This is a genomic window from Yinghuangia sp. ASG 101 (assembly GCF_021165735.1).
In the GTDB taxonomy this organism is placed as follows: Bacteria; Actinomycetota; Actinomycetes; order Streptomycetales; family Streptomycetaceae; genus Yinghuangia.
On sequence record NZ_CP088911.1, the window covers coordinates 1,969,258 to 1,990,288 of the forward strand.

The following is a 21,031-nucleotide window of genomic DNA, read 5'->3' on the forward strand; positions in this document are numbered from 1 at the left end:
GCGCGCCCCGGGGCGCGCCTCGGCAACGCGTGGACCAGATGCCCCCGGTATGCCTCTGTGCGCTGCTGGCGGGTGCCTGTCTATGGATGGACGTTTGGTCCGGAGCCGCCGCCAGCCGCTCCAACCACGATTGCCCGGCCCGAGCTTCGAGACGCGCCCACCTGAGGGACACCATGATCGGCAGGACACGCGTGCAGGCCGCGACGCCCTCGCCTACCCAAGGCGTCCTGGCGTTGTGGGCAGCGGATGCCCTTTCCGGTGGAACTGCGGAGTCCGCCGTTAACGGTTTGCGCTTTGCGTTCTACGGGCGGGTTTCGACGGAGGATCATCAGGATCCGGTGACGTCGAAGGCGTGGCAGTTGCTGCGGGCCCAGGCACTGACGTCGGGCCACGGCCGGGTCGTGGCGGAGTTCTTCGACATCGGGCACAGTCGGTCGATCCCGTGGGCGCGGCGGCCGGAGGCTGCGGCGTTGCTGGCGGCGCTCGCCGATCCGGACCGGGGGTTCGACGCGATCGTGATCGGGTCGAGCGAACGGGCCTTCTACGGGCAGCAGTTCGCGAATATGGCTCCTTTGTTCGCCCATTACGGGGCCGCGGTGTGGCTGCCGGAGCTCGGCGTCGATCCCGGTCTGATATCTCACGACGAGCTCATGGTGCTGCTCGGCATCCTCTCGAAACGCGAAGTGGCGCGGGCCCGCATACGGGCGCGGACGTCGATGACCGTGCAAGCACGCGACCAGGGCCGGTACTTGGGAGGTCGGCCGCCGTACGGTTACCGCCTCGTCGACGCTGGCCCGCATCCGAACCGGGCCGAAGCGCGACGCGGGGTACGGCTGCGGAAGCTCGATGTCGATGCGACGACCGGGCCCGTGGTGACGTGGATCTTCACGCAACGGCTGGCCGGGCACAGCAAGGCCCGCATCACGCGAGCGCTCAACGACGCGGAAATCCCATCGCCGGGTGCGGCGGATCCGGAGCGCAACGCGCACCGCACAGTCACGCGGTGGACGCTCACCGCGGTACGGGCGATCCTGGCGAACCCGCGGTACACCGGACGGCAGGTGTGGAACCGTCAACGCACCGACCACGTGCTCGTCGACCCGGACAACACCAGCCTCGGGCACCGCGACGTGATGCGCTGGAACGGCCGCGACGAGTGGGTGATCTCCCAACGCCCCGCGCACCCGGCACTGGTCAGCGAGGCCGACTTCGTGCGCGCCCAGGGCATCCGCGCCACTGCGCGGACCCCAGGACGCACCTACCTGCTCGCGGGCATGCTCGTCTGCGGAGTGTGCGGGCGGCGGATGGAATCGTGCTGGGCCAACAGCAAGCCCTCGTACCGCTGTCGGCACGGTTTCTCCAGCGCGACCACCCCGGACCCGGCGCGCCTGAAGAACGCCTACATCCGCGAAGCACTCCTGCTCCGCCACCTGCCGGCGCTGCACGTGCGGCTGGACGGAAGACCGGGCCCCGCCACTCCGGAGGCGGCGCTCTCGTACCTGCACGCGCATGGGATCAGGCTGATCTACGACCCGACCGCCCGGACGGTCACCACCGACACCGAAGGGAGGGAGCGTGTCCACCTGGACTGACCTGTAGGAACACCGAGGAGAAGGGAGGCGGACAGCGAAAAGCACCCGCCTCGGCGGAGAGCCGAGACCGGGTGCCGATCGGTGCTGCCCGGAAACCGGGCCGCATGTACAGATGGTGTGTCCGAGGGGTATCACGACCGTCATCTCCGGTCGGATCGGCGGTGCCGAACTCCCTTTGCCCGAAAGGTCCGACGCCGTGTCCCTCACCCTCGTTTCATGAATTCAGCGTACCCCCGGAGCGGACTCATCGGAATCCCTCAAAGGAGTGGCAGAGTTTCGGCGCTCGGCGTCGGCTTGTCTCCTTCATGTGGCGCGTTTGGATCTCGGGTGGGAAGCGCCGAGGCCAAGGTGGTCGAGGCGGGCGATGAGGCTGGGTTTGCGGGCGTGTTCGTCTCGGATGCGGTTGACGTGGCCGGGGAACTGGTTGGTGGTTCCGTCTCGCTGGGCCACGCGCGGAGCTGGGCGACCGCAGCGCCACGCGTGACGGCTTGACCGCGCGGAGCGGACCGTCCTTCGAGCTGACGGGAGGCTGGCTTGCACCGCTGTCCCTCGATCGTGTGATGCGGAGCGGGCCCGGCTCCTGGGCTGCGGGTACTGTCGGGGGTGATGACGGGAGAGCGCAGCGACCACGGGACGCCCCTCGGTACTCGTCCGCTGACCAGCGCCGATCGGCGGCGGCAGGCTGAGGCCGAGCGATACCAGGCAGCCCTGGGCCGGCAAACCGCCAAGTTCCCCACCCGGATCTCGGCCGAGAATGCGATGCGTCTCGCGCAGCTGCTCGGCCGTCCCCGCCGCCGCGAGCCGCAGTTCCGCTGGCGCGTGCAGCTCTACTGCGGTCACATCGCCGAGCTGACACGCCCCGAGGACACGGCGCGACCGGACCTGGAGATCAGAGGAGAGACGTGCCCCGAGTGCCACCGGCGCCCGTCGGTGATCGTGGCGTACGAGCTGGTCGGCCTTGACGATGGGCAACCTGACGCCCGACAGGTCCCCGCCCCGCAGAACCCCGGGGTATCGCGGGATTGAGGGCCGCTCGTTCTCCCGGCACGTGTTGAACTGTTGATGCGGACCTTCCGGAGTGGGCGTCCCGACACCTCGGGTCGGGTACCGCACACGTTGAGCCCCGAGTCCTGGGATTCTCCTGTGCGTCGGTGCCTACAAGGGAGACGATCGTGGAACAGCCGCATCTTGCAGCGGAGTTGACTGCCTCCGAAGTGGAGGCTTGGAAGTCCGTGGGACGGCTTCGCCGGTACGTAAACGGTGATGCGCTCCTTCGTGAGGGGCACCCTGCGGAGCATGCGCTGCTTCTGACCGAGGGCCGGGTCAAGGTGTTCGCGCGCTCGGAAGACGGCCTGGACGTCGTCCTGGCGTACCGGGAGTCGGTCGAAGTCTTCGGTGAGATGGCGGTCTTGGACGGCGGCGTGCACTCGGCGACGGTTGAGGCGATCGGTCCGGTGGAATGCTGGTCGCTGTCACCGGCGCAGTTCATGGCGTATCTGGAGCGCTATCCGCGGCTTTGTATCGCGCTACTGATGGTGATGGTCCACCGCTTACGCGAGGCTGACGCGCAGCGCCTGCGGTACCGGGCACGCACCGTCGTGGAACGCATCGCCGAGCGGCTGCTGCACCTTTCGGCCCGCTACGGTACCTCGTCGCCGCAGGGAACGCGCCTGGACATGCGGGTGTCACTGCCCGAACTCGCCGCAGCCGCGGCGGCGGCCCGGGAGTCCGCCGTGAAGGCGGTGCGCTACCTGCGGGAGACCGGGGCGATCACGACGGACCGCTCCCGGCACTTTGTGATCACGGACAGGCGCCTTCTGGAAGAGATCGCCGACGGTCGGCACTTCGGAACCGGCGAGTAGGTAAAAGTACGCTGCGCGCCCCCGCGCGCTGCACCAGTCTGTGCGTTGTCCGCAGACGACAGCTCGCACCAAGGGGGAGCAATGACCGAGATGCCGCCGAGCCGCGCCATGATCGCGGTGGACGTCCAGAAATACACAGGCAATCCGGGGGCTTCGCTCCCGGCCGTCCGGCAGGCGGTACGCGAGATCGTGCCGTCGGCGCTCCACCGCGTTGGGGTCTCCTGGGACGACGACGTGGAGCGCTGCGACGACGCAGGGGACGGATTGATCGTCATCGTGCGCGACGACCACACGCACCGCCTGGTCGACGCAGTGCACTACCTGAACCGGGAACTGCGCCGCCGCCGCCGCGACTTCGATGGCCCGCCGCTGCGCCTGCGGGCCGCCGTCCACCACGGCCCCATCGACCCGGTGGAAGGGTCCGGCACCGCGAAGAACGAACTGTGCAGGATGCTCGACGCCGACGAACTGCGGCAGGCCCTTGCGCAGACCGCCTCGTACGTCGCCCTCGCGGTCTCCGACCACGTCCTGCGGACCGCAGTCCGCGACAGGTTCACCGAGACGGTCGAGGAAGCCGACTTCCACCGGATCGACACCGAGGTCAAGGGGATGGTCCTGCCGTCCTGGGTGCACGTCCCGGCCAACGACTGGAAGCCCGGTGCGGCACCCGCTGCGCCAGGTGAACCGCGCCAGCGGACGGAAACCCCGGCGCCTGCCCGCGACCCGCAGCCGATCGGCGGCATCCGGATCGGGACGGTGCACGGCAGTGCGGTGACCGGCGGCACGGTCAACGGTGGGGTGCACAGCACCGTCACCAGCGACACGGTGCACGGGCACAAGGGCGACAACGTCTACGGCGACAAGACGGTCGAGGGCGCCTGAGATGCGCGACGACGAAACGCTCCAGGACAGGGAGGGACCGGCTTGGCCGCCGCTGGACCAGGCCCCTCTCCCGAGGGCCTCGGAGGTCGAGCCGGACGCCTTCTACGACGAGGACCCCTTCGGGGACGACGCCGACGACGAGGAAGCGCCGAGGCCCCTACAGGACCTCCTCGCCGCCTGGAACGGCGGCGGCCCCCTGTATCTCAGCTACAACCACGTCGGTCGGGCCAGCACCGCCGTCGTGGGTTCGCAGGTGCACGACGGTGTCCACACCGAGTCGGCAGCGAAAGGCGGGTATGCCCCGCGGGTCCGGGCCGGCCTCGTGCGTGCCGAGGAAGTCGACTTCGTCGAGCGACACTTCGCCGACCCCCCGGGCTACCACCAGGTATTGAAACGGTTGCGCGACGGACTCCTGCTGCTGGTCGGGCGCCCCGGCTCGGGGCGCCGCACCACCGCGGTGCACCTGCTGATCGACTGCGAGACCCAACGCATCGTGGCCCTCGAACCCGAGTACGACCTGACCCGCCTGACCGGGGGCGACCTTCGCAAGGGCACCGGTTACCTACTCGAACTGCCGGACCCCGCGCTCCTTGAGGCATACGGTCCCGCCGAAATCGCCTTCTTGGCGGACGAGTTGAAGGACGCGGGCGCCCACCTGGTGGTGACAGCGCCCAACGACGGCGCGCCGCCGAGCGGCTGGCAGACGTACCTGTGCCCCGGGGCTCCGCCGGAACCAACGGCCGTGCTCTCGCAATTCCTGACCGAGCACATCGGCCGCACGTGGCAGGCCGATCACCCCGGCCTCGTGGACGACGCCGTCCGCGACATGCTCGGAGCCTGCCGGGGGCCGTCCGAAGCCGCTTCCCTGGCACTGGATCTGATCGGCGTCGCACATGGGCGGTATGACAAGCAACGTCTGCTGGCCGATTCCGGCGCCCAAGGCCGGAGAGCCGTCGCCGACTGGTTCGCTGCGCACCAGGAACCCGAGGCGTGGGCCTTTGTTCTGGCCGCGGCCGTCTTCGAGGGTCACGACTACTCCGTCATCGCCGAACGCGCCCGCGTTCTCGGCGGGTACCTGCGGCGCCTCGAAGACTTCAGTCGCCCTCCCGGCACGGCGTCGACGGGCCAGAACGGACAGCAAGCCGGAGGAGGCCCCGTCTCCCGCAGCACCTGGCTCCAGACCATCGGGGCCGACCTCGACATCGGTGACGAGGTGGAAACCCGCCACTCCGTTCGCTACCGGATCGAACCGGTGCGCTTCGTCCGCCTGCACTGGGCCACAACGATTCTCGAACACGCCTGGCGTGAATACCCGGTGCTGCGCCAGCCGCTGATGGCCTGGCTTGCCGACACGCCGACACACCGAAGCGCACACCTGGTCGCGGGCATGGTGGCCGGGCGTCTCCTCGGCTCGACCCGCGGTTATCGACCGCTCGCCCCGTTGAGCGGCTGGACGACTCGGGACCGGCACCGACGGGAGATGGCGGCATCTGCGCTCGGCGTGGCGGCCGAGGACGAGATCACCGCCACACAGGTCCGCCGACTACTGAGCAGGTGGTCCCGGGCGGACGCGGGCGCCGGGCTGCGTCTGACCGCCGCGCTGGCCTACGGTGGCAGCTTCGGTGCCTCCTACCCCGACCTTGCGCTCAAGCGACTGGTCAAACTGGCGGGAACCGCCGAGCCGGAGGTGGCGTCGGCCGCCGCAGAAGGCATCGTCCGTTTGTGCCGGACGGCCGTCGATCCCGCTGAGGCGATCCGGTACCTGCGCGTCTCGGTCGAAAACGGAGACGGAACCTGCGGCGCCGTGGCAACGTCGGCAGCCGTACTGCTGGCCGGCACGACATCCGATCGGCGCCGGGGCCCGACAGCCGAAGCAGTCCACTTGCTGAACACGCCCGAAGGACGGCAGGAGACGATTTCCCTCCTGCGCACACTCTGTACCGACCCACAGGGCTACCCGGCCGTCGTCGATGTCATCACCACATGGTTGCGCGGCGGCACCATGGACGAAAGGACAAGCACCAGCAGACTCGTGGCAGACGCCTTGGAAGAGTTGTTCGCAAGCACCAAACGCACCGGACTCGAACGGCTCGCCTATGACCTGGTGAACCTGGCCTACGGCGGCGACCACGTCGACATGAACGCGCTTCAGCCCGCCATCCAGGCATTCGAAGACCCGCTGCCCCTGCGCACCGGAGGCATCCGATGACGCGCGACCCCCTGCTGACGCCCGTCCGCGGCTCCCGTATACGGGCGTTCCTGCGTCACCGCCTTGGCGCAACGCCCACGTCGGTGCTCGTACCCGCAGATGCCCCGCTGGGGCAGCGCCTCACCCTCGCCGGGCTCCTCTCCGCGCGAAGCGCCTACTGGGTGGACACCGCGGAGCGCCCAGCCAAATTCACATGCGCGCTGCCGCCCGACACGACCGGGCTCGGACGCACCGCCCACATCACCCTCGTGTGGTGGCCGCACGACGCCCGGACCGTCGTGCGGCACCGGGTATTCGACGGACTGGTCCACATACGCCGCGACGTCGGGCTACGGCTCGACAAAGCCGCCGCCGCCAACGCCCAGCTACCCCCCGCCGAACTCGAAGACGCGCTTGCCACAGCCGTGAACACCGTCGCGCCACTCAACGACATCGGGCTGAGCTACGACCAAGTCCACCTCCACGTCGTCCAGCAAACGTGGTCCGAAGCACGACGGAACGAACTCGACGCCGTGCACTGGGAGATCGCCGCCCAGGAAGCCAAACAACATCTCGCCCGCATCCAACTCGACTACCACCGAACCCTGGTCAGAGAAGGCCCCGAAGCCCTACTCGCCTACTGGCTGCAACACCGACCAGACGACATCGCCCACATCGTCGAGCAGGTCAGGAAACACCCGCCAGCACCGGAAACCCCATCGGCGGCCGAGCAGAACGACCGGCATCTTTTGGGACTGCTCACCGGCCTGACCGGACACGAGCGGGAGCGCGTCCGCGCACTGGTCGCGTTTGCCGTAGCTGGCAGAAGCGGGCCAGAGGCCCGCAAGGCGCTGGCCGACCTCGGTCTTCTCGACGAGAGCGCCTTCGCGGTCTTCGACCGTTCGGACGACGAGGAGCAACCATGGCCCTGACAACAGGCAGCCACAGCAACACTCCTGCCAGCTCACCGTTCCCCTCCGAGCACGGGACCACGGCGGGCCTGCGCGCAATCGACGACTTCGGCCGCTGGGTGGAAAACGCCGACGCCAAGGCCGCCGTGGTCACCGCGGCCCTGGGCAGCCTCGGCGCCGGCCTGATCAGCCAGGCACGCCTGATCCAGCACACCTGGCACCTGGCCGGGGAGGGCACAGAGACACCTGCGGGCCTCCTCGGCGCCCTGCTGCTGCTCATGACGGTGGCACTGGTCGAACTCGGGTGGACAGTGCTCCCGAGCCTCGTCCCATCCGGCGAAAACCGCCACTCATTCCCCTGGGTCGCAGCCAACGACCTTGACACCGTCACGGCCGCCCACCCCGACTCCGAACGCGACGCGTGGCGCCACGCACAACTCCTCGCCGACATCGCATGCACCAAGCTCCGCCACCTACGCCGAGCAATCTGCGCCACCGGGCTGGCGGCAACGATCTTCCTTACGTGGTTTCTCACTGTCGTCGGCCAGAGCTGAGCTGTCGACCGTCCCGGCTTTGGCGGACCCTCGCGGAAGCTGGTCGGCGCCGGCTCAGCCGGTCGTGCAGCGCTTGGCAGAGACGTCTACCCTGCCTGGGACATCGCCAAGAAGTTCCGGGAGGGAGGCGGTCGGATTGAGATGGATGGCGAGCGTCCTCCGTCGTGTTCGCGGGCCGCATCGACCGCGCGGACACGCATCAGGCCCGCTCCCGATGCCTTGGGCGGACGCGTGCCGCTCCCAGGTGCGCGACGTGGTAGGAATCCCCAGACGGCCGCCAGCAGCCTGCCACGGGCTGAGAGTCGAGTCCTTGTGCTCGGGCCCAGGCCCGGACCTGGGCAACCGTCGGCGTCCGGCGCGAGGGCCTGGCGGCTGTGTGTGGGCCCTCCGATCCTCCCCCGCCCACGCCCGACGGATCCTCAGGACGGACCCGGCGAGGCACCGGCTGGCTGGTTGCGCGGGGTTGTGTCAACGGCGTGCTACCCATGTACGCATGGCAATCCCGCACATCTCTCTTTCCGCGGGCGAGCACCACCTGCTCGCGGAACTCTCCCTCGCACCGCTCGCGTCATCCGACCGTTCCGGCGAACGCGCTGCGGCACGCGGCATCGATCTCGACCACCAACGCGCCGACCTGGCCTCTTTGCTTGTCAAGGGTCTCGTCCACGAAGACGCGGACTCGCTTGAGACGACAGCTCTTGGCGAGGCAATTCTGCTGAGGGCGGAAAACGAAGCCACTACCGCGCGGCTTGCCGACTTGGTGGCGTTCGCCGAGGCGCTCGTAGCCCGGAACCACCCCGACGCCCCCATAATGCGGGCGCTGGCCGAAGGTGCGATCGACCTCCGGGAGGCCCTAGTCGCGGCTGGTGTCGAAGAGTCCTCCGGTCACTGAGTGTCGGGGCTTCCAGGCTGCCGGTTGCAGGGGTAGGACCCCAGCCGCGGTCAGGTCGGCCTGCGTGAGGACCGGCTGGGCGAGCACGGCGGCGAGGAGGTCGCGCTGAGTCGGCACCAGGTCAGTGAGGCGGCGCAACACCGAGAGAAGTTCGATGAGGTCGTCGGTCCATTCGCTGGGCCAGCGGTCGACGTGGATGTCGTCGAGCGGGCTGGTGCGTTTCCTGTTGGGTTTTGCTTTTCGGTAGCCGAACCACTTGCTCAGGATGTTCATGCCACCGACGTCATAGACGTGCACGGTCTCAGGTACCGGCGCGAACGTGCCGGCTCCGACGTACAGGGTCTGGTTGGCCGCATCGTGGGACATGCGTTCGGGCATGCTGTCCCCAATGTGAGATTCGTAGCGGACCTGGCGAGGGTCACCTGGTGCGAAGGCGACTCGTCCTTGCGGTCGTCCGAGTGCGTCGTCGTGGCACCGTTCGCCGTAGGTGGATGCCCAGATGACGCATGCCCCGAGATCGACTGCGCGGTGCCACAAGTCCAGGTTCCGGGTTAACGGGATCCGGACCCCGGGGGTCAGCAGCTCTTCCGTGAACTCTTGGGTGAAGCCCGGGTGCCCGGCTATGCCAAGGACGTAGCAAGCGAGGTCGAGGGCGGTGACCTCAGAGGCACCGAGAGCCGCGGCCAGGACGTTCAACAAGTCGGTGGAGACATTGGCTGATCCATCGGGGTGCAGGAGCGGTGCGATGCGGCCGCCTCGCCCATTGAAGTGGTGGGTATCTGGAATGAGGGCGGTGGCGACGACCGCGGGACCGGAGTCGATCGCGTGTGACGTCTGCTGGTTCAAGAAGAGCTGCACGTCACTGCGCGCGGCCCACAGCTCCGGACGCGGGCGGTCCAGCACTCGGTTGTCCGCGACCAGCCATTGACGATCGAAGCTCCGCTGGGCAGTGCGAACCAGGTCCGGGACAACGGAAACCTCGGACAGCAAAGGACGATCATGCGCGGGCTGCCCGGGTAACGGCTCTCGCCTGGTGGCCAGATCGCGATCCGGCGTCGATTTGAGGAGCACGGCCTTTTCTGCGGGATCATGCTCGCGTATGAATCGTGCCCACCGTCGACGGAGGGTTTCCGCGCCAGGCGCTGTCACCCATGAGCGATTGGATTTGACTCCGGGAGTCCCCCACGGAAACAGGTCCAGCAACGTCGGGTAGTCGTCCCAACCCGACTGGGTTCGCGGCGTGAACGGCTCCGTCGCCTCCTCATGCACGTCCCTCCAGCCGTCGTCGTCGAGACTCACGGCGCGGAGCAGGCGGAACTTCTCCTCCCGCCGCCCGGACAACGACCGGTAGTGGAGTCGCGCGGGCTTGCCTTCGTCGCACGCCGCCCGCCGCACGAAAATGCAGATCGCCAACGGCTGTGCGACCCCAGGGAAGACCCTGGTGTTCACCTCGGGTCGTATCCCCTCGGGCGTGAGGTTGATGATCCATCCCTCGTCGCAGGTCCGGCGTAGATAGCTCCGCATGCCGCGCCCGCCGGGGCCGGTTGCGAACCCGGACGGGGTGATAAAGCAGACGACGCCGTGCCGTTCCAGGTCGTGGGCGTCGAAGACCTTCCAGGAGGCCCACCGCCAGAAGTACACGTACATATTCTTGAGCACGTGCTCGTACCGGCCGTTGCCCGGCAACCGGAAGTCGTCCAGCAGGGCCCCGGCCTGGGCGTCCGGGCGTTTCTCGACCCAGCCGCCCCGGTTCTCCGCCTTGTCGTCGTACGGTGGGTTGCCGAGGACGACCGTGACGGGTGTCGTGGCCTTGATCCGGTTGGCGCGCTTCCGTGACTCGGCGAGCGGAAGGTAGCCGGACGCCAGCTGTTCATCCTCGATGAACGGGTTGTCCAGCGTGTCCGTGACACACAGGTTGAGGCCGTCGGGAGGGAGGGGAGCACCATAGCGGTGCAGTAATTCCGAGGCCCGCATCTCCGCAACGGCGAACGGCCCCATTTGCAGCTCGAATCCGAAGAGTCGTTCAGCCAGGCGTCCTATAGCGTCCCGGGCCCCAGCCGCGCCGACATTCTCGACGGCATGCGCCGCCACCCGCTCGATGACGGAGTGCAGAAAAGTTCCGGTTCCCATCGCCGGGTCCACGATGCGCACGTCGCCAGACGCGAAGCCGTCCCGGCGGTCGAGCCGAGTGCGCAGCACGTCCTCGGTGAGACGAACCATGTCCTCGACGACTTGGTACGGGGTGTAGTACGAACCGCTCTTCTGCCTGAGATCCGCGTCATAAACGGTCAGGAACTTCTCATACAGGTGTAGGTATGCGTCGTGGTCCGCACGACGGATGGTCGGCCAGTCCACCACGCCGATGGTTCTGGTCAGCAGTTCCAAGGTCAGCGAGAATCGCGCATTGACGTTGTCCGTCAGCAATTGCAGCGCCCGGCCCATCAACGCGTGGCCCGCGTCGAGCCGGCGTCCGATCTCGTGCAGGCCGCAATCGAGGGCGATGCCCTCGGTGCGTGCAAGCAGGAGGGCGAAGGTGACGGCCTGCGCGTAGCCGTCGGCGAACGTGGCGTTGTCGGCCGAAGGGAAAAGCAGTCTGCGCCAGTCGCCCTTGAGACCTGTAAAGGGACGGGCCCGCAGGTCGCCTTCCGGCGCCGAGGATTTCGCTTCCGCCGTCAACTGTTCGAGCACTGCCGCCCGGAGGAGGCGGCACAGCGGCGCAACGTGCTGGACCAGCCGCTGCACGCGCGTGATCGGAGGCGGGGCCCAGACGAGGAATTCCTTCATCAGGGCGTCGAACGCGGCCGGCTCCGCTGCCGTAAGTTGAGCGCCGGCTCGTTTCAAGTCGCCGACAAGCCACACGGTTTCGCCGACCTGTCGGCCGTCCCGGAACAACCGCCATTCGGTGCCGTTGGTGTACAGCAGGTTGGGCAGGTCGCTCAGTCGCCGCCACTGCTCCTTGTTGCGGCCGGTGAACGTCTGCGGGTCGACCGGAAGTCCGGGCTTCTTGACCTCGATATATCCGGTAGCTTCCCCCGCGATGCGTACCGCATAGTCCGGGCGAACCCCGAGTTCGGGCAGCAAAACCTCGTCATGCCAGGAGAGTTCACGCAGCGCGTGATGCTCGCTGATTTGACCGAGGAGGGTTTCCATCGGCCCTCTGATCGCTGCTTCGGTGCCACCAGCGCCGGACAGCTTCATCTTGCACGAAGCACCGAACCGGGAGACGGCATCGTCCAACCAGCCCAAGACCGCATCACGCACAAATCCCCCCAGACTGTGCTTGAACCGATCCGGATAGTAACAGTATTCACACTGATCGCAACAGACCAACTGGCGGGAAACGCCCTGCCCGGTCAGGTCTTCGAGCTGTAGATCACTGGCGGACATGGGTCATTCCTCCTCCGCACCGCCCTCGACGCCGGTTTCGGGGTGAAGCACCCCGATTTGGTGGACTCCCGCGGAAGCTGGCCGGTGCAACGGCTCGGCCGGTCGTGCTGCGCGTGGCAAAGACGCGTTCATTGCCCGCGGCATCGCCGAAAGGCCCGGCTGTCCCGACGCGCCCGAATCGAAACCAGGATCGCTCGATCTGGCCAACTGGCGGGGCGGCCGGTGGGATTCCCGTACGCCGTGGAAACGCTACTGGGCAAGACGGTTGACGTTCTGGAGGGTGTCCATGACGGCGAGCGCGGTGTCGGGCCGGATCGAAACCGGCGCTGCCCGGGGCCAGTTGGCCGCGTGGGCCTGCCGACCTGGGGCACGGGTGAACGGTGCGGCCCCAGCAGGCGGCCTGCGGTTCGCGTTTTACGGCCGGGTGTCCACCCACCGAGGACCACCAGGACCCGGTGACGTCGCGGGCGTGGCAGCGGTTGCGCGCCGATGCCGTGGCCTCCGGTCATGGGCGGATCGTGGCGGAGTTCTTCGACGTCGGCCACAGTCGCTCGCTGCCGTGGGCCCGGCGTCCCGAGGCTGCTGTTCTGCTCACGGCCCTCTCCGACCCGGACCGCGGGTTCGACGCCATCATCATCGGATCCAGCGAACGCGCCTTCTCAGGCCAGCAGTTCGCATCGATGGCGCCGATCTTCGAGCATTACGGCGTGCCCGTGTGGCTGCCCGAACTCGGCGGCGAGGTCGATCCGCAGCTCGCAGCCCACGACGAACTGATGGTCTTGCTCGGTGTCCTGGCCAAGCGCGAGGTCACGCGCGCCCGTGTCCGGGCGCGCACCGCGATGCTCGTCCAGGCGCGCGACCAGGGCCGCTACCTCGGCGGTCGGCCGCCCTATGGCTACCGGCTCGTGGACGCCGGACCGCACCCGAACCACGCACTCGCCCGCCGCGGCGTTCAGCTACGACAGATGGATATCGACCCGGACACCGGCCCCATCGTCACGTGGATGTTCCAGCAACGCCTCGCCGGCCACAGCGTGGCCCGGATCACCCGCGCGCTCAACGACATGAACATCCCGTGCCCGGCCGCCGCTGACCGCGAACGCAACCCGCACCGAACTGCGATCGCCTGGACGCTCACCTCGGTGCAGGGCGTCCTCAGCAACCCGCGCTACACCGGGCGGCAGGTGTGGAACCGGCAGCGCACCGACCACGAACTGATCGACCCGGACAACACCACCCTCGGCCACCGCGACGTGATGCGCCGCAACACCCCGGACGAGTGGGTGATCTCCGAGAAGCAGGCGCATCCGGCGCTGGTCAGCGAAGCCGACTTCGTCGCCGCACAGGCCATCCGCGCCGAGAAGACAGCCGCTGGGCGGACGTACCAGCTCGCCGGACTTCTCCGCTGTGGGCACTGCAACCGGCTCATGGAATCGTGCTGGTCGAACGGGCGCGCCGCGTACCGCTGCCGACACGGACATTCCAGCGCCACGCCTCGGGACCCGAACCGGACGCCGAATGCATACCTCCGCGAGGACCAGATCCTCGCCCACTTGCCGGCGCTCCATCTCATGCGCACCGGCGAAGAGGCGGCACCGGACCCGGCGGGCGCACTCGCCCAGCTCCGCGCCGACGGCATCGGGCTCATCTACGACCAGGCCGGTCGCACCGTAACCGCCGACACCGACAAGAAGGAAAGGATCGCCATCGGACGATAGCCCCAGCGCTCTACCGGCACCGGACATCCGGTTAGAGCGCGGACCGACAACCAACTCGAGCAGAAGGAATGAGGCGGTCGACAAACTGCAAACCCTAGGAACGACAAACACCCGCCTCGGCCGAGGCCAAGCACGGGTGCCGATCGACGCTGCCCAGAAACCGAAGTTCGTGGGGCAATTATGTGTCCGAGGGGGGAGTTGACCGTCATCTCCGGTCTGGTCGGGGGGAACCGACTCTACGTCGGTTGATCCATTGGGCCCTGGGACCCCGACCTGTTTCTCATATACAAGGTAGCCTGCCGTGAGTCCCGAGTCCATCCCTCGAAAGGGTGGCGTACTGCGGCGAATTCGTCGGCTGCTGGCTGTGTAGGTCGGCGCCTCAACGGTCTTCACAGTTCGGCGTATTCCGGCAGCGGTGTGCGTCGTCTCGGTTGATTCGCCAGATTCGGGGCGCTGCCCCCGTTGGGGTCCCCGGGGGCGGAGAAGAACGATACGAAGCCCGGGCTGGCCTTTGGCCTGTACTGGGCTCCACGGTCAAGCATTCGTGGAACTGGCCCCGTGGACTGCAATATTCGTTGCCCGCGTCACCGATGGCCGCCATGAATCGCACGAGTCTGGCGCGCGACGCCGGGCGGCCCAATGCGGCACCACGCGAAAGCGACGCTCTCCAGTTCGGCCAGTTCGGCAACACCGCCGTGGGCCTCGTCTGCATTGGGTTCGTGGGCTTCGAGACCGAGACACAGCCCTCGACGCAAACGAATCGCACCTCCGAACGCAGGGGCCCTGAACGCCGTGGGCCGAACGTTCCATCCATGAGGCCCGGAAGCATATGATGTCCAGGGTTGCGCCGGTCGTCAGGTTCTCGCGCCCTTAGGGATCAGCGCCATGGCGTCATCGTCATTCTCGTTGTCACGACCAGGGATTCCGCGTCGATCGTGTCTGTGTGGAGCCCCGGACTTTCGGCACACGGATCTACAGTCAAGTCCCGGACGCTATATCCCATGCGAAGAGGAATCATGACGTTCATACAGATCACGTACGACGCACCTATTGAGATCGCCAAGGGGCTGGCAACCGGCGAGCTCAAGATGCTGGGAACCGCCGCGATTCGCGATAGCACCGGCATTACTGCCCATATCCGGGAAGTTTCAAGGGTAGTCGGTAACCAAGACTCCGTCGTAGGCGCAGCGTTCGTGAAGGGGCTCAGGAACCCCAAGGTCGTCGTCATCGGCCTCGGAGTCGCTGCCCTAGCAGCCGTTGGTGGCGGGGTGGTCGGCTGGGTTGCGAAGCGAACGCAGTCTGCACCTAAGCCCGAAATTCCGGAGTGTGTCCAGAGTTACAACGCGGCGCTCGCTGCCTACTTGGAGGCCATTAGCAGCGGAAGTGTGAACGCGGATGTGCTCTCGCATTTGATCTCCGCTTTGGATGCCGTGAAGGAGCACTCCGACCGTGGCGCGATTGCTCTCGAGTTTTCTGTCGAGGAGTCCGAGGCTCTAGTCAGCCTCGTGGCTGACTATACAAACAAGCTTGTCGCAGCAAACTCCGTCGATCTGAATAATATCGAAGAGACGACGACAAACCGGGCAAATGGCTCTATTATCGATTTTCGTCGCTACCTAGTGGTTCAGCGGCAGATTGTGGCTGGCGCGGCCTAACCTCGTGGGTGCGATAAGTCCACCCGCAGCGCGGTAGGGCTTAGAGGACGTCTCATATGGTCCATCGGGCGAGTTTCTTGTAGCAGGTCAGGGCTGCCGCCAACTGGAGGAAGGCTGTGAAGTGGCTGCCTTTGCGCTCGTATCGGATGGTGAGTCGGCGGTAGCCGAAGAGCCAGGCGATGCACCGTTCGATCTTCCAGCGGTGCCTGCCCAGGCGTTCGGAGGACTCGACCCCGGGGCGGGCGATACGGGGGACGATGCCGCGTGCCCGGAGCCAGGCGAGGGTGTCCGCGGAGTGATACGCCTTGTCGGCGCGGAGCCTCCCGGGCCGCCGGCGGCGGGGCCCGCGCGGGGACTTGACCGCGGGGATCTCCCGGACCAGTGGCTTGAGCATCCGGCTGTCGTGGGTGTTCGCGCCCGTCACGCCGACCACCAGCGGCAGGCCGCCGCCGTCGGCGAGCACGTGGAGCTTGGAGCCCTTTTTACCGCGATCGACCGGGTTGCGACCGGTCAGATCGCCCCCCTTTTCGCGCGGACCGACGCCGCGTCCACGATCACCGAAGTCCAGTCGACCTCACCGCGCGACCCCAGCCGGTCCAGCACCGCCCGGTGCAGCCGTGCCCACACACCCGCCTTCGTCCACACGCCGAACCGGCGGTGCGCGGTCGGCGCCGACACCCCGAACGACGGCGGGAGATCCCGCCACGCACACCCGCTCGTCAACACGTACACCACCGCCGTGAACACAGACCGCTCGTCCAGCGGCGCCCGGCCACCGCCCTGCGGACGCACCGCGAACGGCGGAAGCAACGGCGCCACCAACTCCCAAAGCCCGTCCGGAACCAGCCGCCGAGAAAGACCATCAACCTCCACAGGCAACCATCATGCCGCACACCACACCGACGCCATATGAGACGTCCTCTTAAGCCTCAACAATGAACGCTGGCTCGTACCCCTCGTCGACTTTGATGTCCTCGTACACCACGGTCTGGCACAACCGGTTCCATCGGTGGCCGAGAAGGAGGGAAAGTCCCATCGGGCAAGCCAGGAACAGGTGCATGCGTCTGACGGGTCGAGCGGCGCGGCGAAGGTGGTCGCGGATCCCGACGGCGAGGGCGTTGGCGGCCGTGCTGTCGGGGACGGAGCCGTCTCGGGCGGCAGTGCCCGGTGGGCTGAGGACGATGAGTTTGGAGACGGGAAGGTCCTGCTCGCGCAGGTAGGTGAGAACGTCCTCGGTGGGGTCGGTGGCGATGGCGATGGCGACGGCGAGCTCGTCGCCCTGGCCGACGATGTGCTCCTCGGTGCCGGGGGCGAGCGCGGTGTTGTACGGGTCGTTGGTGGACCAGAGCTGTCCGCGTTGCATGATGGCGAGGTCGGCGCCGGTCACCATGCGGAAGGCGGTGCCGACCAGGAAGGCGGGCGCCAGCCGGAGGCTGCCTGTGATCGAGATGGCTGTGGTGCCGACGGGGAGACGCCCTGGGGCGGACTCGATGTCCGCTTGGAGCTGCCGCCATGTGTGCGGCGGGAGAGGGCGGCGCTTGGTGAAGTCGGAGTCGCCGTCGAAACGGTCGATCCAGTCGAGCCTGTGGTCGGCCGCGTCGGCCAGTGGGTCCGGCTTCAGGGTGGCAATTGAGAGGACGGCCCGGGCGGGGCCGACCTTGAGGTCCAATGCGTCGACGGCGGATTGGACCATCTCCTGGGTGAGCTCACGGTGGCCCTCACGCACCATTTCCGCAACCCAGTTGGCGCCGCTCTTCATTGCCTGTGTGTCATGGCGCAGGCCGGCAGCGGCCATGAGCAGCTGGAGGTGCTCCTCAACGCGCACCATGTCGCGGGCGAGATCGAACCGCAAGACGGCCAACAGTTCGCGCAGTTCGTCCTCGGTCAGACCGGCGTTGTGGGCCCAGCGGGCGCGCGCTTGGCCGAGTCCTGACCGCGGTCCGCCGCCTTCCGCCTTCGGCATCAAGAGTCCGGTGCGTGCGTCGCGGACGGACACGAGGGCGTCATCGGGGTCGGGGGCCCTGTTGGTCACAAGGACCAGCTCGATGCTTTGACCGTCTTGGGTCAGTTGCCGCCACGCCGTCGCGATCTTCTTCAGGACCGACGAGCCGCCGTTGGCGCTGGGCTTGGTCAGGTACTCCTCGTTGACGGGCGTGGAGCTGTCGACGGCGTACTTGACCTGCATGTAGGTGCTCGGCGGAGTGGCGCGCAGGAGGACGACGTCGTCGAGATTGCCGACGCCGTCCAGTTCCACGCCTACTGAGTGGACGGGATTGTGCGAGCGCGCCGCGGTCTCGCGCAGGAGGGTCAGGCATGCTTCCCACGCCGTGAGCCACTGGTAGTAGTCGCCGGTGGTTCTCACGCTGGTGGGACCGGGGGCGGGTAGGTGCGTCACCGGGGCTCCTCGTTGAAGACGGGGGTGGGCGTGAGTTCCTCCGCGAGGACGACGAGGTCCTCGTCGCGTACGGGCCGGTCGGGGAAGGCGCGGAAGACGGCGGCGGGGACCAGGCGCTGGGTGAGGTCGGAGAAGGTGTAGCCGGGTCGGTCGGTGGTGGGGCCGGTGAGGGCGACGATCTTGTCGATGGTCTCGGGGCTGATGGACAGGCCCTGAAGTGCCTGGGTGAGGACGGCGTGTCGCGCCTGGTCGTCAGGGCGGGTGAAGGTGAAGGTGGCGGCGGACCGGCGCATGACGGCCGGGTCGAGCGCCCCGACGCGGTTGGTGCACAGCACGACGAGCACGGGAACGCGTGCGCCGGCGAGACTGTCGACGCCGGCGAGGAAGGCGTCCACGCCGGCCCGGTCCTCATGGTGCATCTGCTGTGCCTCACGGGACTGGACGAGAGCGTCGGCCTCGTCGACGACGAGGATCGAGACGGACGTTACGCCGCGGGGACTCACCGCGCGTCGTCCCGCGTCGTGAAGGTGGGTGAAGGCGTGGCCGATGAGGGAGGTCATCTCGCCGACGAGGCCGCTGCCGCGGGTGGCGAGCTTGAGCCGGTAGAGATAGACGGGCAGGTCGAGCCAGTCGGCGAGGTCGCAGCCGAAGGACTCGGCGAGGGCGGATTTGCCGGAGCCGACATCGCCAGCGAAGACGAACAGCGGCGCGCGGTCGGCGAACAGGGTCAGCGCGGCGACATGGCTACCGTGGCAGCTGTCGGCCCATGCCTGGAGTCGGCGGGGGTCCGCGAGCAGCGCCGCCTCCTTGCGGAGGCGCAGTTTCATCTCATCCAGGCCCACGAGACGGTCGTAGCGGGCGCGGCGGGTGGGCTCGGGGAGCTCGATGACGGGGTGGAACAGATCGTCCTGGCTGGTCACGGGGTTGTTTTCCTCCTGTTGATCGTTCGGAGTCAGTAAGCGATGTAGACGTCGCGGGCGACGCCAGCGCCGTTGCGGGCGTAGCCGTGGCCCGCCGTGCTGCTGCCGGAGAGCGCGCTCGGTGCTTCCGCGGTTGTCCTCGAGATGGGCAGCAGTTCCTTGAAGGCCGACTGCTCGCTGCTGGGCTTGGCCAGAAAGGCGGAGCTGTAGGTCAGGAAGCTGTGGAAGCCGTAGCCGACGAGTTCGACAGAGGTCGGGAGGCGCCCGGGCCGAGCGTCGGTGAGCTGGCCGCCCAGGGTCGCGGTGTAACGCAGGCGCAGCTTCCAGACGTTGCTGTCCGCGTCACGGAAGCCGTAGTCGACGGTGCTGAGGTAGCCGTCGCGCAGCAGCAGGGCGACCTCCTCGACGTAGTTGTCGATGCTGTCCAACGCCGGTTTGCCGTAATAGTTGTGGAGGAGGCGGAGGTCGGCGCCCACTTTCGCTCCGACGTAGCGGGCGTCAGTGATCGTGAAAGACGCAGATCTGACATAAGAGCCGGTCACGTTCACGCTCCCGGGAAGGTGGGGCCGTACAGCTCGCGCCAAGCGTCGTACGCATCCCCCTTCGTGGGTGAAACAGCCGCCCAAGCGACGGAGTCGAGGGCTGTGGTGGCGAGTTCCACCAACCGTTGTCGGTGCTCCTGGGTGTAGGAAGAGGCCACGTTGTTCTCGGGGCTGACCGGGTCCCACACCTGGATGGGCTCCCAGGACTGCGCAACCTCGTCGGCCTTGTAGTAGTCGGTGAACACGATCGGGCTCTTCAGTCCGGTGCGGGCGATGTAGGCGAGCACTTGCTCGATCGCCCGTGGGTAGTCGTTCACTTGCAGCGGTTCGCCGTTCCAGCCCGTCTCCCACAGGTGGGCGACCAGCAATTCGAGGAGGAAGCTCTTGCAGCGCAGGTCCGGGTCGCGGTCCTTGCTCGTGCGAATCCATGCCTTCAGGAGGCGGATCAGTTCCGGGTATCCGGGTCCCGCCTTCTTCCTGCGCTCCCTGATGAACTGCAGGTGCAGGGTGACCGAGGTCAGGACCCTGTCTCCCTGGCGCGTCACGAGGTAGCCCTGGTCGTCCGGTTCGCCGTTGTAGAGCACCGGGGCGACGTCGATCTTCAGGCCGGTCCCGCGCAGGGTGATCCCTACCGCGTGCCGGGAGATGACGAAGTCCTCCGCGACCTTTGTCTCGCCGTACACCTCGATGCACCGGTCGCGCAGCCAGTCCAGAAGGGTCGTCTCGTCGATGTCGACGGCGGCGCGCACATACGCGGCCACATCCGCGTCGGATCCGCCGCCGCGCCTCCGAATCGCCGTGTGCTTCGCCGTACTACCGGACGCGCGGAGTTTGACGAGGTTGTAGTCCGGGTGCGCAGCAATATGGGTCTCCAGGCGCTCCCTCAGGTGGTTCACCTGCCTGCGGCGCTCGGCGGCCTCCTCCTTCGGAACGTTCACTTTGTTCTGTGCGAAGGTCTTGAGGACCTCGTGATCAACGTAGCGCTCTCCGGCCAACACCATGCCCCTTCGCCCGGGCGGCCCAGTCTGACCGCAAGCCAGGGATATCACCCGCCGCCGACAAACCGGGGAAGACGAGTTCGAGTGGAACGGCGGTCGCAGGTGGTGATCCGGCCGGCATCGCGTTCCTTCCCGCTGCTCACCCGTTAGCCGAGCAGAGCCGGTGTGTCCGCTCGCGAAGGTCCACGCCGCGTACAGCGGCGGGTCTTGCACCTGATGGACGTAGGGGAGGAAACCGGATGTTCGTGCGGACGCGCGGCTGAGGGCGGTAGGGGCTCGACTGGTGGGAGTAGCTTCCGAGGGGCTTCGGGGCTGATGGAGAGGCAACGGCCTCTTGTTATCACTTCCCCGTGCCTCGTACGTCCGGACGAAGCAGATGCCGGTGCAGCGCCATCGGCCGCGGTCGGTGTCGAGGTCTCAAGGATTGCGGAGAAGGACGGTGCGGCTCGGAATGCCGAGGGCCCACTGCCGCCGCGCGCCAATCTTGGCCGGGGGTACGGACTGCTCGTTAACGGGTCGCCCCTCGCGCGGGTGT

At 67.6% G+C, this 21,031-nt stretch carries 17 protein-coding genes; 10 read left to right on the forward strand and 7 right to left on the reverse strand.

Annotated elements, in window-relative coordinates:
- The first annotated feature begins 338 nt into the window (after nt 1–338).
- Entirely contained in the window at nt 339–1,592 is a 1,254-nt protein-coding gene (locus LO772_RS08030) for a recombinase family protein (protein ID WP_231777691.1), read from the forward strand.
- A 303-nt stretch (nt 1,593–1,895) separates the two neighbouring features.
- On the opposite strand, the gene LO772_RS08035 is transcribed toward LO772_RS08030, so the two are convergent.
- Complete coding sequence (locus tag LO772_RS08035) at nt 1,896–2,042, reverse strand: hypothetical protein (protein ID WP_231777692.1); 147 nt, start codon at nt 2,040–2,042, stop codon at nt 1,896–1,898.
- 309 nt (nt 2,043–2,351) lie between these two features.
- On the opposite strand from LO772_RS08035, the gene LO772_RS08040 reads away from it, so the two are divergent.
- From LO772_RS08040 to LO772_RS08070, 7 genes are all read left to right on the forward strand, one after another.
- Entirely contained in the window at nt 2,352–2,618 is a 267-nt protein-coding gene (locus LO772_RS08040) for a hypothetical protein (RefSeq protein WP_231777693.1), read from the forward strand.
- 146 nt (nt 2,619–2,764) lie between these two features.
- Nucleotides 2,765–3,454 carry a Crp/Fnr family transcriptional regulator gene (locus LO772_RS08045; protein WP_231777694.1) on the forward strand — a complete coding sequence of 230 codons (690 nt, stop codon included), beginning with the start codon at nt 2,765–2,767 and terminating at the stop codon, nt 3,452–3,454.
- Nucleotides 3,455–3,535: 81 nt separating this feature from the next.
- A complete protein-coding gene (locus LO772_RS08050; RefSeq protein WP_231777695.1) occupies nt 3,536–4,336 on the forward strand; it encodes a hypothetical protein in 801 nt (266 codons plus the stop codon).
- A 1-nt stretch (nt 4,337) separates the two neighbouring features.
- Nucleotides 4,338–6,545 carry a hypothetical protein gene (locus LO772_RS08055; protein ID WP_231777696.1) on the forward strand — a complete coding sequence of 736 codons (2,208 nt, stop codon included), beginning with the start codon at nt 4,338–4,340 and terminating at the stop codon, nt 6,543–6,545.
- Nucleotides 6,542–7,456: a hypothetical protein gene (locus tag LO772_RS08060; protein WP_231777697.1), complete on the forward strand. Its 915-nt coding sequence runs from the start codon at nt 6,542–6,544 to the stop codon at nt 7,454–7,456. Before LO772_RS08055 ends, LO772_RS08060 begins: the two co-directional genes overlap by 4 nt.
- Nucleotides 7,447–7,989, forward strand: coding sequence for a hypothetical protein (locus LO772_RS08065; protein WP_231777698.1), 543 nt, complete (start codon nt 7,447–7,449; stop codon nt 7,987–7,989). Before LO772_RS08060 ends, LO772_RS08065 begins: the two co-directional genes overlap by 10 nt.
- Nucleotides 7,990–8,482: 493 nt before the next feature.
- Entirely contained in the window at nt 8,483–8,881 is a 399-nt protein-coding gene (locus LO772_RS08070) for a hypothetical protein (protein ID WP_231777699.1), read from the forward strand.
- Here LO772_RS08070 and LO772_RS08075 read toward each other — a convergent pair.
- Nucleotides 8,843–12,268, reverse strand: a complete 3,426-nt coding sequence (locus LO772_RS08075; RefSeq protein ID WP_231777700.1) for a type ISP restriction/modification enzyme — start codon at nt 12,266–12,268, stop codon at nt 8,843–8,845. The two genes, LO772_RS08070 and LO772_RS08075, sit on opposite strands and share 39 nt — an antisense overlap.
- A gap of 455 nt (nt 12,269–12,723) precedes the next feature.
- Here LO772_RS08075 and LO772_RS08080 point away from each other — a divergent pair, with 455 nt between their 5' ends.
- Nucleotides 12,724–13,986, forward strand: a complete 1,263-nt coding sequence (locus LO772_RS08080; RefSeq protein WP_231777701.1) for a recombinase family protein — start codon at nt 12,724–12,726, stop codon at nt 13,984–13,986.
- Between the two features lie 1,016 nt (nt 13,987–15,002).
- Entirely contained in the window at nt 15,003–15,641 is a 639-nt protein-coding gene (locus LO772_RS08085) for a hypothetical protein (RefSeq protein ID WP_231777702.1), read from the forward strand.
- 52 nt (nt 15,642–15,693) lie between these two features.
- Here the strand turns inward: LO772_RS08085 and LO772_RS08090 are convergent.
- From LO772_RS08090 to LO772_RS08110, 5 genes are all read right to left on the reverse strand, one after another.
- Nucleotides 15,694–16,487 (reverse strand): IS5 family transposase gene (locus LO772_RS08090; protein WP_443089444.1). Its coding sequence is split into 2 segments (ribosomal slippage): nt 15,694–16,169 and nt 16,169–16,487, totalling 795 coding nucleotides; the frame shifts between segments, so codons are not numbered across the junction.
- A gap of 76 nt (nt 16,488–16,563) precedes the next feature.
- Nucleotides 16,564–18,036: an SAVED domain-containing protein gene (locus tag LO772_RS08095; RefSeq protein ID WP_231777703.1), complete on the reverse strand. Its 1,473-nt coding sequence runs from the start codon at nt 18,034–18,036 to the stop codon at nt 16,564–16,566.
- Entirely contained in the window at nt 18,033–18,956 is a 924-nt protein-coding gene (locus LO772_RS08100; RefSeq protein ID WP_231777704.1) for an AAA family ATPase, read from the reverse strand. The genes LO772_RS08095 and LO772_RS08100 overlap by 4 nt, the downstream gene beginning before the upstream one ends.
- 32 nt (nt 18,957–18,988) lie before the next feature.
- Nucleotides 18,989–19,504: an HORMA-1 domain-containing protein gene (locus tag LO772_RS08105; protein ID WP_231779457.1), complete on the reverse strand. Its 516-nt coding sequence runs from the start codon at nt 19,502–19,504 to the stop codon at nt 18,989–18,991.
- Nucleotides 19,501–20,499, reverse strand: a complete 999-nt coding sequence (locus LO772_RS08110) for a CBASS oligonucleotide cyclase (protein ID WP_231777705.1) — start codon at nt 20,497–20,499, stop codon at nt 19,501–19,503. The genes LO772_RS08105 and LO772_RS08110 overlap by 4 nt, the downstream gene beginning before the upstream one ends.
- Nucleotides 20,500–21,031 lie beyond the last annotated feature (532 nt).